Raw genomic sequence first — 13,647 nt, forward strand, 5'->3', positions numbered from 1 at the left:
TTTATGAAGCGTTCGACAGACCTGGATGATTTTGACCGTAAGATTCTGCGAGCGCTGCAGGAGAACGCAGATTACTCCATGGCAGAGCTGGGCGATAAAGTCGGTCTTTCGCACACCCCCTGCTGGCGCAGAATCAAGCGATTGGAAGCCGAAGGCATTATCCGTGGCCGTGTTACCCTGCTGGACCCACGCAAACTGGATCTGGGTGTCACCGTATACTGCTACGTTACCATCCACAATCACGATGAGGAATCCCTGAACAACTTTGAATCAGCAGTTCAGGATGTCCAGGAGGTGGTCGAGTGCTATTCCACCAGCGGAGACAAAGACTATGTCCTGCGCGTTGTAGTGGATAGTGTGGAACACTATGAGCAATTACTGAAGCGCTCTCTGGTACACCTGCCAAACGTGGCCTCAGTCAACTCCACCTTTGCCCTCAAGCAGGTGAAGTACACCACCCAGCTGCCACTTTAAGCCAAAAGTGTGAAAAGTAAAGCCCCTTGCTTTAACGCATGGGGCTTACTGAGAAAATTTCGGTTACTCTGCAAGCTCCCGCAGCGCATTAAGTAAATGATCAAGCGTTTCCTGCAGTGATTTACTGTCACAATCCACCGTTATTTCTGCATATTGCCGGTAAAGGGCCTGTCGCTCTTCAAATAAGTCCGCAAAAGACTGCCCGGGCGCCTTCGCAATGCCACGGCTTTCATAATTATGGATACGCCGACGCAATTCCTCCGCTGAACACTGAAGAAACACTACCACACCCTGACTGCGTAGATTCGCCATACCCTCTTCGCTATAGACTGCGCTTCCTCCAGTGGCAATAACATCACTGGGGAGGGTGGCCTCAGCTAATACCTCCCCTTCAATGGCGCGGAGATTAAGATAGTCACTTTCAGCCATAATTTGCTGCAAAGTCTTGCCCTCTCTGGACTGGATCAGAACATCAGTATCTGTAAACCCCAGTGCCAGCTCCTTTGCCAACAACACCCCCAGCGTACTTTTACCGGCGCCGGGCATTCCAATCAGGACAATACTTTTTCTTTTTTTCATTTTATTAATACTTGCACATTCAATCGCTACGGCGGGGAAAGAATACCGAGCGCAACCAACCCAATAAGGTGTTCCCACCCAACATCATCTTATCCAATTCATCCAGATTATGCGCTTGGCGAAAGGCATCGGCAAATAATGCCTCCCGGGTAATCATTCGCCGCTTGGGATTAATTGATTTAATGGGTTTTGCCGGATTACCGGCGACAACCGTATTTGCGGGGACATCCTTGGTGACGATACTGCCGGCTCCCACTACAGAATTATCACCGATAGTGACACCTTTGCAGATGGTTGCACTATCTCCAATCCAAACATTGTTACCCAGGCGCACCGGGGAGGTACAACGGAAGGGCCGCGTGCGATTGTAGAGCCCATGCCAATCAGAATCGGAAATATACACATTGGCTGCGATCATACAGGCGTCGCCAATCTCAATAGATTGAGCCGCAGAAATACGTACCCCTGGAGAGATCAATACGAAATCCCCAATAGTAATAAATGCCTCTCCCCCCTTGTGCCCAAAAGTGGTAAAGCGAATACACTTCTCGTTGTTGGAGATTAAGTGAGGATAATTTCCGAGCCGAACATTTCCGCCAAAAACATGGACAGAACCCGGATCCATTACTTCCGGCTCAACCCCAACCGCATCGAATTGTGGCAGAAGGAAATACTCTGTTCGCCATTTTCGCCAACGCAGCTGCAGTCGCTTGAGCCAATAGGGCCTGTGATCCTTACGCATATTTTAATTTCTACTTATATTTTATGGGATTTACGGAGCCCTGAGTAAAAACCCAATTGCTTTTGTATTAGTGGCAGTTTAGTGTTTCGGCCACGAAAAATAGCAAGCGTTTACCCATGTCCCTAAATCTACCTATTGATATTCGAGCAATTAAAGGTTTCCTCGCCGCCCATGAAGGGGAAGCTCTCTACCACCTGGCAGCTGAAGCCAGCCCACTGGGTCCCTGTCTTGAAGTGGGCAGCTACTGCGGCAAATCATCAATTTACCTGGCCAGTGCCTGTAAGCTGACCGATAACGTCCTGTTCGCCGTGGACCACCATCGAGGATCTGAAGAGCACCAGCCCGGAGAGGAGTATCACGATCCCGAACTGTTTGATGGCCAGGCCAATTTAATGGACAGTTTTCGCACTTTCCGCGCGAATATTCGCGCGGCTGAATTGGATGACTGGGTTGTTCCCGTCGTCGCCCCCTCCGCAACAGCTGCACGCTGCTGGAATACCCCTTTGGGTCTCGTATTTATTGACGGCGGCCACTCCCTGGAAGCGGCCATGACCGATTATCGCAGCTGGTCCCGCCATATCGTGCCCGGTGGCTACCTGGCGATCCACGACATTTTCCCGGACCCCGCCGATGGCGGCCAGGCGCCCTACGATATTTACAAACTAGCCCTGGCTTCCGCTCAATTCGAGCTCGTCGAAACTGTCGACACCCTGGGAATCCTGCGCCGCATTTAGGGGCAGGCGCACCGATGTAAACAGCTCGCTCGCTGGCGTTAATCCGGCGAGCGCATCGGCAGCCAGAAGCATGGCCCCTACAGTCCAGGTGGTTTTTTCCTCCGGCCAGATGGCCTCATCCCGGTAGACATAACCGGTCCAGTAGCCCCCATCTTTATCCTGCCAGCGGTGCAAGCCGCGATACAAAATTTCCGCCCGCGAACGCTGGCCAGCAGCGATTAGGGACATAGTGAGTTCGCAGGATTCAGCCACCGTCACCCAGGGCTCATCACTGACGCAACGACATCCCAAACCAGCCACGACAAACTCATCCCAGCGCTGCTGAAGACGCAACTGCGCTGCCTCACCAGAAAAGGCACCGGTTAATACGGGATAAAACCAGTCCATTGAAAAGCGCGCCTTGCTTTCCCAGGTGCGATCAAAGCGCTCCGGTTTATTGCGCAGCGCATCGCCCAAAGCTTCCCGGGCAAGTATCCATTGAGGGCGAGCAACCCCTAGCTGGTGGGCAATATTAATTGCGCATTCCAGACTTTTATAAATGGAAGAACAACCGGTGATCAGGGCATCTTTCATAGGGGCGCCCTCTGAATCTACCGCCCAATGAATTTCGCCAAATTCCGTTTGCAAGCGCAATACAAACTCGATTGCACGCTCCACCATCGGCCAATAGCGCTGTAAAAACAGTGTGTCTCTACTAACCAGAAAGTATTGCCAAATTCCTGTTGCCACATAGGCAACAAAATTGGTTTCACGGCGCTCCCGGTTGTCTATATCGCCATCTTTATAAGCGGCCCACCAGCTGCCGTCTTCCAGCTGAATCTCAGCCAACCAGCAATAAGCGTTTTCAGCAGCACTGAACTCTCCGGCAATGGCGAGCCCCATAGCGGCCTCAACATGATCCCAGGGGTCGGCATAGCCCCCTTTAAACCAGGGAATTGAACCATCGGGGAACTGCTGGGAGAGAATATAGGCGGCGCTATCCTGGATAAATCCTTCAGGGAAAAGACCAGAAGCTTTTGCCGGCACAGAAATTTTACTCATGCTTCAACTCCCTCAGGCAGGGAGAGGGCCGCATCCACTCGTTGTGTCGACCCGGCAGGTTTCACAAAATAGAGAGCGATACTTTTTCCCAACAGCGGGTTCAATAGTTTTTCGAGAATCCGGGTAAAGGCTGGTTTCTTCATCAGATCCCACACCAACAGGCGGTGATAGGCAGAGACCAAACGGGAATCGGGCTTGTCCCAAAACAAACACTTTAACCACCAGTAAGGTGCATGTAACGCATGGGCCTTATGCCGGGCAAAATAGTGGTGTCCCAGCCTTTCAATATCCTCTCGCAGCTCGCGCTCGCGGAATATCCGGATATGCCCACCCTCAACCTGATGGTATTCATCGCTGAGTTTCCAGCACACCCACTCGGGAAAAAATGCCGGTACTGTCGCGGCAAAAATACCGGAGGGTTTTAATACCCGGTTAATCTCAGCCAGGACAGACTTGTAATCGGGGATATGCTCAAGTACCTCTGAGCAGATAACCACATCAAAACTCCCATCGGCAAATGGTAGTTGCAAGCCATTGGCAACTCCGAACTGCAAGCGACCCTTTGAGTGCTCGGGAGAGCGGAAAGGTTCCGCTCGCTCACTGGCAGTGCGCACATCATTAAAACACAGGTCAATGCCGTAAACATCGACATCATCGGTGATCATCAAGTGGATGGAATGGCGCCCTTCACCGCACCCCAAGTCGAGGACTTTTTGGCCAGGGCGAAGATTTAAGTGCTGGGGATCTACAGTAATCATCAAGCCGCCTCCGCACTGCGCATATTCGGAGTTTCTATTTCATGACTACTCGGTTGTTCCGCCAGTGTATGTCCGAGAATTTCCCGGTAATATTTCACCAAACTCTCTGCAGCGATTGTCCAAGAAAATTTATTTTCAATGCGCTGGCGACCTTTCTCACTGAGTTCTTTTCGCAGCGCTTCGCTGGATAAAACCTGGCGCAGGGCATTGGCCAAAGCTTCGTGATTTCCTGCAGGGACCACAATTCCGGCATCCCCAACCACCTCAGGCAAAGCACCCCCGTCACTGGATACTACCGGAGCACCACATGCCATTGCCTCCCCGGCAGGTAAACCAAATCCTTCGTAGAGCGATGGACAAACTACCGCTGTAGCCTTGCGGTAATTATCGACCAGTTCTTCGTTAGAAATACCGGAGACAAACTGAACCCTATCCTGAAGATCCAGATCGTGAAGCAAGCGTTCCGTGGCGCCACCTTCGCGTAATTTGCCAACGACCAACAACTCTATGTTTTCATATTCCTGGCGCAATTCCGCCAGCGCCTGTAATAAAAAGCGCAGACCTTTGAGGGGCTGATCTGCCGATGCGGTGGTCATAATTCGCAGAGACAAGCGCTTATTTTCTGCCCCTGGGTTAAATAATTCCGTATCAATACCGTTGTAAATCAGGTGAATCTGCTCGGGAGCTACGCCAAACTGCTCGATAATATCCCGCTCAGATTGCTTGGAAACTGTCACGATATGGCGAAGCTTCCGCGATACCTTAATCTGCATATTCAAAAAATTATGCCAGCGACGTACCAGCAAACGAAAACGCCAATCGGGGGCGGCATCTAATGCCAGTTGGCGATCCCGGGTAATGGGGTGATGAATTGTCGCAACAACAGGCAATCCATTTTTCTCGATATCCAGCAAGCCGTAACACAGTGATTGGTTATCGTGAACAATGTCGTATTGTTTGCCGTGCTTGCGCAGGTATTTATTTACCCGACGGCCAAAGGTATAAGGCTCGGCAAAACCGCCGGTAAGCTTACCCCACCATTCAAAAAAATCCGCCCATGACAGCAGGTGGCGAGGTTTCAAGGCCCGCGCTGGACGCTCAACTTCATAGAGATTCAACCCTGGCATTTTGATGAGCTTTACGCGCTCATCGAGTTCTGGGTAGGGCTGGCCAGAAATAACATCCACGGAGTGACCAGCATCTACCAGTGCTTTACTCAGGTAGCGCAGGTAGATACCCTGACCACCACTGTGTGGATTGCTGCGATACCCCAAAAGGCATATTTTTAGTGGCTGCGTCTCGCCAGCCGTTGGACCGTCTGCACAATTTCCCAAGGCGGTCATAGTTTCCCCATCTGCAATATTCTTATACCCCATAACATTATCCGCTCTCGCACAGACATTCTGCGAATGCCAACGTCTAAAAGCCGACCGTCTGGGGTGCCTCGCTGGTAAAGCGGAAGAATACACTGGCGGAGAAATGACTGCTAGGCGGAAGCGGTCCACACTCTTGGTATCCTGGCCCAAGGATGTGTGCTCGCAAGCCAAAATAGCAACAAAAGCCCAGCAACCGCACACCGTGTCAGTCGATGCACTCAAGCCATGGCAACCTTAAAAGAAGGGATTAATACGAACAGGAAGTGGAAATAAGTCAATCGAAAATAAAAAAATGCCCGCCAAAAGGCGGGCCAGATTTCTCGAACACACTTTCAGGAGGAGAGTTTCAAGTACATTACGCACTTAAATTTAGGTATAGCAGAGGAAATACCCCCCACTAACTCTCCTGTCGTGAAAGCCGTTCACTAAAACGGCAATCGACGCTAAAGCACACCGCCAATGTTTATACCCGGTGCAGATAACTCTGGTATTCAACATCGGTAACGCGGGCAGCTATCTCTGCTTGCTCCTGTCTCTTCAACAGAGAGAACAATTCCACAAAGCGCGGATCAAGATACTCGCGCCACAAAGGGCTCTGCTCAAAGCGCTCCAGTGCACCACTCCAGGTATTGATCAACTTCTCACTCTCCACCTGATAGGCATCGCCTTCCACGGGTGCAGGCGCTTCCATCTGGTTCTCAATGCCATGACACACACCAGTGAGAATCGCAGCTAACACCAGATAGGGGTTTACATCCGCCCCGGCAATACGGTGCTCGATACGCCGCGCCACAGGATCACTGGCGGGCACACGCAAAGTTGTAGTGCGATTATCGTAGCCCCAGCAGAGATTCAGCGGTGCGTGAGAGCTCTCTTGGAAGCGACGATAGGAGTTACTGTGAGGTGCGAAAAACGCCATCGCATCGTTGGCAGTCGCCAGCATTCCTGCTGCGGCATAACGCAGTAAATCAGAGCCAGTGTCAGAACCGTCATCAAAAACGTTCTTTCCATTGGTGTCGATCAAACTCATATGCACGTGCATTCCGTTACCCGCCTGATCCCCGAAAGGCTTGGCCATGGTACTCACACGGAAGCCGTGACTGCGCGCCACCCCTTTTAACAAGCGCTTAAACAGTAATGTTTGGTCTGCTACTTTAACGGGATCGGCACTGTGCAACAGGTTGATTTCAAACTGTCCCGGCGCACACTCCGACAATACTGAATCTGCGGGAATACCCTGCGCCTCGCAAGCAGCTCGCACATCGGCAAAGAAGTGTCGCTGTGCATTGAGCTCGGACAGATCGTAAACGTCGGTGGAAGGCACCAGCTCGGCGTCGTTATCGCTAACCGGGCGCGGACGCGCCAGATGATCCACCTCATCGCGGAGCAGATAGAATTCCAGCTCGGTCGCACACACGGCGGTATAACCCAGTTTGCCGAGACGCTCTACCACGCGTTGCAACTGGCTGCGGGGATCGGCATAGAGAGAGGAGCCATCTGCCTCATGCAACTGCATATGCAGCTGGGCAGTGGACTCGCGATGCCAGGGCGCCAGGCTAATAGGCGAAACCGGCAGACAAACGCCATCGCTGTCTCCACTGGCAAATACCAGCGGGCTGTCTTCGATATCCCGCCCCCAAATATCGAGACTGACCGCGCTACGCGGCATTTGCAGACTGCCCTTGAGCAATTTCTCCGCAGCTTCTGCCGGCAACCACTTCCCTCGCGGCACGCCATTGATATCGAACATAAAGCCTTCGATCCACTTTAGGTCCGAGTGCTCTGCCAGGAATTTTTGCGACTGCTCCAGCAAATCGGGCTGGGCAGTGAATTCTTTTTCTTGAGACATAAGGTGCCTGGGGTGATCCAATCTAAACGCAGAGACGGTCCGGCATCCCTTTTCCATTCAAATCCTGGAAAACGGGGTACCAGATCGCCTCTGCAACAGAGTATCTTGCCGCTATGTTACGCCAGTGCTTTAGCAGTGTCGTCCAGGGCGCGGTGCGCTTTTTCTACCAGCTCATCGATCTGTTCAGTGGTCATAATCAGCGGTGGTGCGATAACCATGGCATCGCCAACGGCGCGCATCACCAAACCGTGCTTGATACTCAGGTCACGACATACCGCACCAGCGGTGCAGTCATCATCAAAACGAGCGCGGCTGGCCTTATCTTTTACCAGCTCCAAGGCACCGACCATACCCAAACTGCGGGTTTCGCCAACGATCGGATGCTCCGCCAGTTCAGCCCAACGCTTGGATAGGTAAGGGCCGGTTACATCGCGGACATTCTCGATAATCTTCTCGTTGCGCAGAATATTGATAGTTGCCAGACCTGCCATACAGGCAGCCGGATGCGCGGAGTAGGTGTAACCGTGGGTAAACTCGCCACCTTTGGTTTTGATCACTTCAGCGACACGATCACTCACCATGGTGCCGCCCAGGGGGAAGTAGCCATTGGTTACTGCTTTGGCGAAAGTCATCAGGTCGGGCTTCATGCCGTAATAGTCGGCACCGAACCACTCACCGGTACGACCGAAACCAAAAATCACTTCATCCATCACCAGCAGGATGTCGTACTGATCCAGCACCTTCTTGACTTCCGGCCAGTAGGTTTCCGGCGGGATAATTACCCCGCCAGCACCCTGGATTGGCTCAGCGATAAACGCCGCAACATTATCCGGGCCCAGCTCCTGGATTTTCTCATCCAGGCTGCGAGCCGCTTGGATACCAAACTCCTCCGGAGACATATCGCCACCCTCACCAAACCAGTAAGGCTGCTGTACGTACTCAATGTAGTCGAGCGGCTGGAATTGCTTGTGCATACCGCTCATACCACCCAGGCTAGCACCGGCAATAGTAGAGCCGTGATAGCCATTCTTACGGGAAATAACGATGCGCTTCTCCGGCTTTTCCTGGATATCCCAGAAACGGCGGATCAGACGCAGGTTAGTATCATTTGCCTCGGAACCGGAACCCGTGAAGAACACATTGTTCATATGCGCCGGGGTCACTTCAGCCAGGGCGTCGGCCAGTTCAATCGAGGGCACCGTAGTGCACTGGAAGAAGCTGTTATAGAAAGGCAGGGTATTCAGCTGCTCGTAGATCGCATTGCTGATTTCTTTGCGGCTGTAGCCGAGGTTGCAACACCAGAGGCCTGACATGCCATCAAGCATTTTGTTGCCATCAATATCGGTGATGTAAGCGCCCTCGGCGCTGGTAATCACACGGGTCCCCTGCTGGCCCAAGTCATGGAAGTCAGTAAATGGGTGTAGCAGGTGCTCACGGTCGTGTTGCTGCAGCTCAGTCTTGTTCATATTTCTCTCCTGGCTTTCACAGGCCTTGCTCAGCGCCCACCAATCGGGCTCAAAAGGCCAAATCGTTACCACTAATTTGTGATCACATTCTAGTGGGGCCATCGACAGAAGCGCAAGGTCTATCTGCCCTTACCGAAAACATAAGGTCAAATTGCGCCAGTGCGAGGAGAAAAAGTGGAAACTAAATAGTCAACTGGGGGGGGGAGGAGCCGCTACAGCAGCTCCTCTGCAGAGATAGAGCCGAGCCCCTCTTCAATATCCTGCTGAATGGCTTTGCGCACCTTCAACTCATCTTTACTGGCAATAGCTTCAAGCAGATCTTGATGCCGGTCTGGCAGCTCCTGCACGCCAAAGCGCTGGAAAACCAAGTGCTGGAGGGGAGCTGTCTGTAGCCACAGGCTCTCGATAAGGGACAGGATGATATGGGGCTGCCCCAGGCGATAAAGGGTAAAGTGAAATTCCAGATTAGTGGTTACATAGCGCTCGATGTCTTTCTGAGCGAGAGCTTCTGTTACAAGCTCATCCAGCTCCCGAAGTTGCGCTAATTCAGCATCCCCAACCAATGGCAGTGCCTGTTCAGCGGCCTGACACTCCAGGGCCACGCGAGCGGCACAAATCTCTGCCAGTTTTTCCGGGGTCATTGTCGGTACCCTGACCCGACGGGTATCTGACAGCTCCAGGGCCCGCTCCGAAGTCAGGCGGCGCAACGCTTCTCGAACCGGCATTGGACTGCAATTAAGCTCCGAGGCCAGGCCCCGAATAGTAATCGCCCTACCCGGCAAAAACTTTCCCCGCAGAATGGCATCCCGCACCTGAAAATAAACCCTCTCCTGGGTTGTGCGGTACTCTTCCTGGGGACTGTTAAATTCCTGCACCATACCTATGCTGCCCTGACCTGCTCCAACATATGAGGGACATCCTCCGCACCCACCTCAATTAAATGTTCAGCCGCCCGACCACTTTGCCAAATTTCATAAAAATCATCTGCCACCCGGCGACTGAGATCAACCACCCGCCCCCAGTACTTCAAACGGTCTTCACGGTCGAGCTTGTAGAAATCATTGCGGTCTGGAATTTTGCCATAGGGCAAGGAGGCAACGAATTTGGGCGAAGGAGCCACAACCAGAGTGGATTGCATGGCATCTCCGCGAACCCGTCGCCAAGAGAGCCCTTTATCAAACCAGCCGGGCACCATATAGGGGAAAAAGTGCGGGTAGAGCACTAGGCCCTGGGGGTGGCGGAAGCGCAGATCAAAGTGGTAATCGGTGATACCGCCATCGCGATAATTACCCTGTGGAGCTCCCTCCGGTGTTTGCACCCCTGTCATTACCAAAGGGATACAGCCACTGGCCAGTACAGCAGCACAGGTATTCTGCTCAGTCAGCGGAATATTTTCGGTGCTCAGGTTCTTGAAGTGGATGCCTGCCGACTCTTGCGAATGAAAAACCACCCGCTCCCAAAAAGCGCTCAGGCTGTTGCGAGATACAGCATTTGCCAGTGCCGAGGCGAGTAATGCCGGCGCCAACAGCGCCTTGTTTTCACTTGCCAGTGGCCCCCTGCCCCTGACCGCCACAAAGTGGCTGTGCCAAATGGGATTTTCCACTACCTCGCGCGCACCTTCAGCACCCAACACTGCCTGCAGCATCTTGCGACCGCCGGCAGTAATCTCTTCAGGGGAGGGCTTGTCAGAATAGGCTTGGTAGATGTAGTGATGCTCTAATCGTTCAAGTGCTGACAGCGGCTCTGCCATTGCGTAACACATGTTGCGAAAACTACCGATAGATGATCCCAAGGTGACAATTGGCTCGCTCCGCTCCTTGAAGAACTCCCCCATCAATACCCGATCCAACTGGCTAATTACCAGCCACTTGGGACCGCCGGAAGCGCCGACCAGCGTCGAAAATTGCCTCTGGGACAATCCCTCTTCACGTATGCGCCGCGCAGCCGTCTCTCCGGCCAGTAGAATACAACTGGTATTTTTCACTCACTTTCTCTTTTTCTTGGCCGTCAGAATTTATCTCAGGCTTCAACTATCCCGGGCTACCACTCACCCTGATTATCCATAGACATCCAGGGCTCCTGGGGTGGGAGGGGCTCTCCACTTTGCAGCAACTCAATGGAAATCCCATCTGGGGAGCGAAGAAATGCCATATGGCCGTCTCTCGGAGGCCTATTGATGACCACCCCCTGATCCATCATGCGTTGGCACACCCCGTAAATATCATTTACCCGATATGCCAGGTGTCCGAAATTCCGCCCGCCAGTGTAGCTTTCCGGGTCCCAATTGTAAGTGAGTTCCAATGTCGGGGCCTTATTCTCCCTGGCCGCTTCAAGATCCTCGGGAGCTGCGAGATACACTAGGGTGAAACGCCCTTTATCATAATCATTTCGACTAACGACCTGCAGGCCCAGCTTTTCACAGTAAAACGCCAGAGATTCATCCAGATTGGTTACGCGAACCATCGTGTGTAAGTACTTCACCCTCTACTCCTTCTTGTTGCCAAGCTCTACAATCAGCCCATAACAAATAAATCGGCTTTTTAAAGCTAAACGCATATGTATAAAAAATTCTATCGCGAGTTCCTTCAGGCGCCCAGTGGCAGTCCCTCTTCCATGCTGCACATGGCTTGCCACTCCCACCACTACTGGCCCGATGTTACCCTTGATGCAGTACAGCAGTACTGGCGCGATTCAGCACTTCTGGCCGATGAAAAATGGGGGCCAATTTTTGAGGAGAAGATACCCTCATGGCAAGCGGCGATCGCAAAATCCCTCAACCTACCCAGGGCAGACTTGATCGCTATAGCCCCAAATACCCATGAACTAGTGTATCGGCTACTGAGTTCATTCGATCCCAGTAAACCATTGCGCATTCTCACTACAGACGGAGAGTTCTACAGTTTTACTCGCCAATTACAACGTCTGGAAGAGCTTCCTCAAGTAGAGGTAACGAGAGTTGCCAAAGAACCCTACGCCACCCTGGCGGAAAGATTTGAGACCGAGCTACATAAAAATGAATACCATCTGGTCTATGCCAGCCTGGTATTTTTTGACTCCGGTGTGGTATTTCCCCGGCTGCTGGAGGTTGCAGCACAGAAACCGCACGACACACAATTCGTTATCGACGGATATCACGGTTTTTTTGCTCGCCCAATCGATCTTTCAACCGTTGCAGACAAGGTTTTCTTTACGGCAGGATCATATAAGTACCTAGGCGCCGGTGAAGGCCTGTGTTTTATGACAATTCCTGCGAACTGTACACTGCGCCCTGTAAATACCGGCTGGTTCGCAGAAATGGCTGAGCTGGAGAATCACTCGGAAGAAGTCGGATATAGCGACAATTGGCTGCGCTTTGCCGGGGCGACCATGGACTATTCAACACTCTACAAAGCCCTGGCTATTTTCGATTTATTCCATCGCGAAGGCATTACCATCGAGAAAATACACAGCTATGTTCTCAATGCGCAAACCCGATTCCTGAATAGCATGGATAACTCAGACCATCCCATCTTGAATCGCAACAACTTGATTTGTCATGATCTGGAAGAAGGTCACGGCCACTTTTTCACATTTAACTGCTCACAACCAGAAATCTCACAGAGGGTTCAGGAAGAACTCAAGGCTCGAGCAGTTCTGTGTGATCGCCGACAACAGTTTCTCAGGCTGGGATTCGCCATCTATCACGATAAGGATGAAACTTACCAGCAGGTTTTTAACTCTTAAAGCTTCAGAGCTAAGAGAACGGAGTGATTTTTACTACCGCCGCTAGAGCATATTTCACACCTAAAAGACACACGGGCTCAGCTGCGGTTCAGGATTCAATCTATAAAATAATGGCGCCATTTTCGTCACAATAATCAGCACTAAATGGATAAGGAAGCGTTATGAAAGCAGTAAAAATTTCAGTAATTTCCCTTCTCGCCCTGCTCGCCACAGCCTGTGGTAACGAGCGGGCTCCAGAAGACCGGGGGACCATGGTATCCATCGCTGCACGGGGGGAGGCAAGTCAGGTTCCTGATATCGCAAAAATTTCTGTCGGAGTGGTGACCGAGTCAGAGGACAGCAAACAGGCAATGCGCGATAACGCCAATCAGATGGAGTCTTTAATGGCCGCCATCAAGAAATCGGGTATCAACAAGAAAGATATTCAAACCACAGGCGTTAACCTGTCTCCGCGCTACCAGTACCAGCAAAACAAAAAACCCCGAATCACTGGTTACACCGCGCGAAATACCGTCAGCGTAAAGGTTCGCAAACTGGATGAACTCGGCAAGGTCTTGGACAATCTTACCGCCGCTGGAGCCAACCAGATCAACGGTCCGAGCTTCGAAATTGGTGAACCTGCTCCAGTTCAAGCCAAAGCCCGGGAGAAAGCCCTTGAAGACGCCCAGGAACGTGCAGAAATGTACGCAAAAGCGCTGGGTACAAAAGTGCGTCGCATTGTCAGTATTTCAGAAAATGGCAACGGCGGTATGCCACGCCCCATGTACCGCACTGAAATGGCGGCCATGAAAGACAGCGCTTCCACCCCCATTTCACCGGGAGAAACCACACTTACCGTCAATCTGGATCTGGTATACGAACTCGAGGACTAATACGGAGCAATAGCTACTCACATACGGAGGCAG

Annotated in this window: 14 protein-coding genes; 4 read left to right on the forward strand and 10 right to left on the reverse strand. The window is 52.0% G+C overall.

Features of this window, described 5'->3' with window-relative positions; translation table 11 throughout:
* Positions 1-3 precede the first annotated feature (3 nt).
* Positions 4-474, forward strand: a complete 471-nt coding sequence (locus ACJJIN_RS10095; protein ID WP_020413378.1) for an Lrp/AsnC family transcriptional regulator — start codon at positions 4-6, stop codon at positions 472-474.
* 63 nt (positions 475-537) lie between these two features.
* Here the strand turns inward: ACJJIN_RS10095 and ACJJIN_RS10100 are convergent, their stop codons facing one another.
* Both ACJJIN_RS10100 and ACJJIN_RS10105 read right to left on the reverse strand, forming a co-directional pair.
* Positions 538-1,053, reverse strand: coding sequence for a shikimate kinase (locus ACJJIN_RS10100; RefSeq protein ID WP_413662685.1), 516 nt, complete (start codon positions 1,051-1,053; stop codon positions 538-540).
* A 19-nt stretch (positions 1,054-1,072) separates the two neighbouring features.
* Complete coding sequence (locus ACJJIN_RS10105; RefSeq protein WP_413662686.1) at positions 1,073-1,795, reverse strand: acyltransferase; 723 nt, start codon at positions 1,793-1,795, stop codon at positions 1,073-1,075.
* A gap of 116 nt (positions 1,796-1,911) precedes the next feature.
* Here ACJJIN_RS10105 and ACJJIN_RS10110 point away from each other — a divergent pair, with 116 nt between their 5' ends.
* Positions 1,912-2,529 carry a class I SAM-dependent methyltransferase gene (locus ACJJIN_RS10110; RefSeq protein ID WP_444897952.1) on the forward strand — a complete coding sequence of 206 codons (618 nt, stop codon included), beginning with the start codon at positions 1,912-1,914 and terminating at the stop codon, positions 2,527-2,529.
* Here ACJJIN_RS10110 and ACJJIN_RS10115 read toward each other — a convergent pair.
* The 8 genes from ACJJIN_RS10115 to ACJJIN_RS10150 form a co-directional block, all read right to left on the reverse strand.
* Positions 2,458-3,570, reverse strand: a complete 1,113-nt coding sequence (locus tag ACJJIN_RS10115) for a prenyltransferase/squalene oxidase repeat-containing protein (RefSeq protein ID WP_444897953.1) — start codon at positions 3,568-3,570, stop codon at positions 2,458-2,460. The genes ACJJIN_RS10110 and ACJJIN_RS10115 overlap by 72 nt on opposite strands.
* Complete coding sequence (locus ACJJIN_RS10120; protein WP_444897954.1) at positions 3,567-4,328, reverse strand: class I SAM-dependent methyltransferase; 762 nt, start codon at positions 4,326-4,328, stop codon at positions 3,567-3,569. Before ACJJIN_RS10120 ends, ACJJIN_RS10115 begins: the two co-directional genes overlap by 4 nt.
* Positions 4,328-5,704 carry a glycosyltransferase family 4 protein gene (locus ACJJIN_RS10125; protein WP_444897955.1) on the reverse strand — a complete coding sequence of 459 codons (1,377 nt, stop codon included), beginning with the start codon at positions 5,702-5,704 and terminating at the stop codon, positions 4,328-4,330. Before ACJJIN_RS10125 ends, ACJJIN_RS10120 begins: the two co-directional genes overlap by 1 nt.
* 463 nt (positions 5,705-6,167) lie before the next feature.
* Positions 6,168-7,553: a glutamine synthetase family protein gene (locus ACJJIN_RS10130; RefSeq protein WP_444897956.1), complete on the reverse strand. Its 1,386-nt coding sequence runs from the start codon at positions 7,551-7,553 to the stop codon at positions 6,168-6,170.
* 116 nt (positions 7,554-7,669) lie between these two features.
* The gene (locus tag ACJJIN_RS10135) at positions 7,670-9,019 is read right to left on the reverse strand and encodes an aspartate aminotransferase family protein (RefSeq protein ID WP_444897957.1); all 1,350 of its coding nucleotides are present in this window, start codon (positions 9,017-9,019) and stop codon (positions 7,670-7,672) included.
* A gap of 212 nt (positions 9,020-9,231) precedes the next feature.
* A complete protein-coding gene (locus tag ACJJIN_RS10140) occupies positions 9,232-9,897 on the reverse strand; it encodes a GntR family transcriptional regulator (RefSeq protein ID WP_444897958.1) in 666 nt (221 codons plus the stop codon).
* A gap of 2 nt (positions 9,898-9,899) precedes the next feature.
* Positions 9,900-11,003 carry a hypothetical protein gene (locus ACJJIN_RS10145; protein ID WP_444897959.1) on the reverse strand — a complete coding sequence of 368 codons (1,104 nt, stop codon included), beginning with the start codon at positions 11,001-11,003 and terminating at the stop codon, positions 9,900-9,902.
* A gap of 56 nt (positions 11,004-11,059) precedes the next feature.
* Positions 11,060-11,500: a VOC family protein gene (locus ACJJIN_RS10150; RefSeq protein ID WP_444897960.1), complete on the reverse strand. Its 441-nt coding sequence runs from the start codon at positions 11,498-11,500 to the stop codon at positions 11,060-11,062.
* 75 nt (positions 11,501-11,575) lie between these two features.
* Between ACJJIN_RS10150 and ACJJIN_RS10155 the strand changes: the two genes are divergently transcribed.
* Positions 11,576-12,742, forward strand: a complete 1,167-nt coding sequence (locus ACJJIN_RS10155) for an aminotransferase class V-fold PLP-dependent enzyme (RefSeq protein WP_444897961.1) — start codon at positions 11,576-11,578, stop codon at positions 12,740-12,742.
* A gap of 161 nt (positions 12,743-12,903) precedes the next feature.
* A complete protein-coding gene (locus ACJJIN_RS10160; protein ID WP_444893270.1) occupies positions 12,904-13,614 on the forward strand; it encodes an SIMPL domain-containing protein in 711 nt (236 codons plus the stop codon).
* The last annotated feature ends 33 nt before the right edge of the window (positions 13,615-13,647 follow it).

The sequence above is a fragment of the Microbulbifer maximicatervae (SeqCode) genome (assembly GCF_052467505.1).